A 2,367-nucleotide genomic window follows, 5' to 3' on the forward strand; every position below is an offset into this window, starting at 1 on the left:
ACTGACGGCGCTCACTGAAATTCCCCAGTTCTGCTCACTGAAATTCCCCACCCCGGGTCGCTTCCGCGCATAGAAGCGGGCCTCCCTCGATGCTGATGGTCTTCGACCACACACCAGCTCGAGAAAGGCCCTGTTCCTATGCTTTCAGAGGAGGACGACGTGGACATCCACGCGCTCAAACGACAAGGGATGACGATCAGTGAGATCGCCCGCCGCACCGACCACGACCGCAAAACGATCCGGGCTTATCTGGCCCGACAGGCCGCCCCGGGGCAACGCAAACGTGCTACTCCGGACTTGTTCGACAAGTTCATCGCCTATGTCACGGCGAGGCTTACCGAAGATCCCCACCTCTGGGCGGTGACACTGCTCGACGAGTTACGACCGCTGGGCTTTACCGGCTCCTACCCGACGCTGACTCGCCAGGTTCGGGATCGCGGGTTGCGGCCGACATGCACGGCCTGCGCGCATGTGACGAAACGACCGAACGCGATCATCGAGCACCCGCCCGGGGAAGAGACCCAGTTCGACTGGGTCGAGTTGCCCGACGCGCCGATCGGGTGGGTGTTTCCCACGAAACGCGCCTACGTCCTCGTGGGGTCGCTGGCGCACTCCGGTGTTTGGCGGGCGGTGATCTCACCATCGATGGACCAGCCGCACCTGCTGGCCGCGATGACGGTGCTGCTGGACCTGCTGGGCGGTGTGACGAAGACCTGGCGGTTCGACCGGATGAGCACGGTCCTGAAGGCCGGGACGAGTGATCTAACGCCGATGTTTGCCGCGTTCTCCAAACATCATGCCGTCAGCGTGGTTGCATGCCGGCCCCGCTCCGGGAACCGAAAAGGGGTGGTGGAGAAGAACAACCACACCGCGGCGCAGCGGTGGTGGCGAAACTTGGCCGATGAGCTCACACCCGAGCAGGCGCAGCACAGCCTCACCACTTTCGCCTCCAGCCAGGACGGGCGGCGCCGTGAGGGTCGGGATGGGTCCACGACCGCGGCGGTCATGTTCGCCGCGGAACGCCTCGCCCCGCTGCCCCCGACGTTGTTCCCCGTCGTCGTGACGGAAGAGCGCACTGCGACAAGGCAGGCGCTGATCGACTGGCGCGGCAACCGCTACTCCGTCCCGCCCGAGCTGGCCGCGACGAAGGTTGTTGTCTATCAACGGCTCGGCGCGGCGACAATCGACATCGCCACGATCTCCGGCATCGTGCTCGCCCGACACCAGATCGCCGAGCCTGGGCTCGGGGTGACGATCCGCGACAGCGGACACGTCACCGCACTCGAAGCGATCGCCTTGGCGTCGGCGCCTCCCGGGCGCCCTCACCGGAAGAAGGAACGCATCCCGCCGGGGACCGGCGCCCGCACCGCCGCCGCAGAACTTGCCGGCACCCCAGCCCCTACCACAACCGTGATCAACCTGGCCGCCTACGAGCAGGCCGCGAAGAACAGGAACACCCTCCAATGACAACACCGACGACACCCCAGACCGCCTCGACCACGATGACCGCAGCGACGTCGGCGAGCATCTACCAGCAGCTGAAAGGCCACCTAGCCGAACTGAAGCTCGCCGACGCAGCCGAGGCGTTGCCGCGCGTCCTCGACCAGGCGCAGGCCGAGGGCTGGTCGCTTACCCAGACACTCGAGCACCTGCTCGCCGTCGAGGTCACCGCCACCGACGCCCGCCGCCTGGCCGGCCGGTTCCGGTTCGCCAACCTCCCCACCGGCGCAACCCTCGACGACTTCGACCTCGACGCCGCCTCCGGCATCGACCGGTCACTGCTCGCCGAGCTGGGCACCTGCCGCTACCTCGAAACCGCAACCAACGTGCTCCTCATCGGCCCGCCCGGCGTCGGGAAAACACACCTCGCCACCGGCCTGGGACACGCGGCAGTGCAGGCCGGTTACCGCACCTACTTCACCTCCGCCGCCGACCTCGCCGCCCGCTGCCACCGCGCCGCGATCGAGGGCAAGTGGGGCACGATGATGCGGTTCTTCGCCGGCCCGACGCTGCTCGTGATCGACGAACTGGGCTACCTGCCGCTGCCCGCCGAGGCCGCGTCAGCGCTGTTCCAGGTCATCAACCAGCGCTACCTGAAAACGTCGATCGTGATCACCACGAACCGGCCCGTCGGCGCCTGGGGCGAGATCCTCGGCGACACCACCGTCGCCGCCGCGATGCTCGACCGACTCCTGCACCGCTCCGTCGTCGTCACCCTCGACGGAGCCTCCTACCGGCTCCGCAACCACACCGCAGCATCCGACGAACTACGCCGCATCACCACCGGCACAAACCTGCGCTAACCTAACCCCGCGACCTGGGGAGTTTCAACGAGCAGGACTGGGGAAATTCGCTGAGCGCCGTCAA

At 67.0% G+C, this 2,367-nt stretch carries 2 protein-coding genes; both read left to right on the forward strand.

What is annotated here, in order from left to right; translation table 11 throughout:
* The first annotated feature begins 159 nt into the window (after positions 1-159).
* Positions 160-1,467 carry an IS21/IS408/IS1162 family transposase gene (locus B7R22_RS18255; protein ID WP_437184162.1) on the forward strand — a complete coding sequence of 436 codons (1,308 nt, stop codon included), beginning with the start codon at positions 160-162 and terminating at the stop codon, positions 1,465-1,467.
* Positions 1,464-2,303 carry an IS21-like element helper ATPase IstB gene (istB, locus tag B7R22_RS18260; RefSeq protein WP_116413114.1) on the forward strand — a complete coding sequence of 280 codons (840 nt, stop codon included), beginning with the start codon at positions 1,464-1,466 and terminating at the stop codon, positions 2,301-2,303. The genes B7R22_RS18255 and istB overlap by 4 nt, the downstream gene beginning before the upstream one ends.
* Positions 2,304-2,367 lie beyond the last annotated feature (64 nt).

The sequence above is a fragment of the Subtercola boreus genome, from assembly GCF_003399635.1.
In the GTDB taxonomy this organism is placed as follows: Bacteria; Actinomycetota; Actinomycetes; order Actinomycetales; family Microbacteriaceae; genus Subtercola; species Subtercola boreus_B.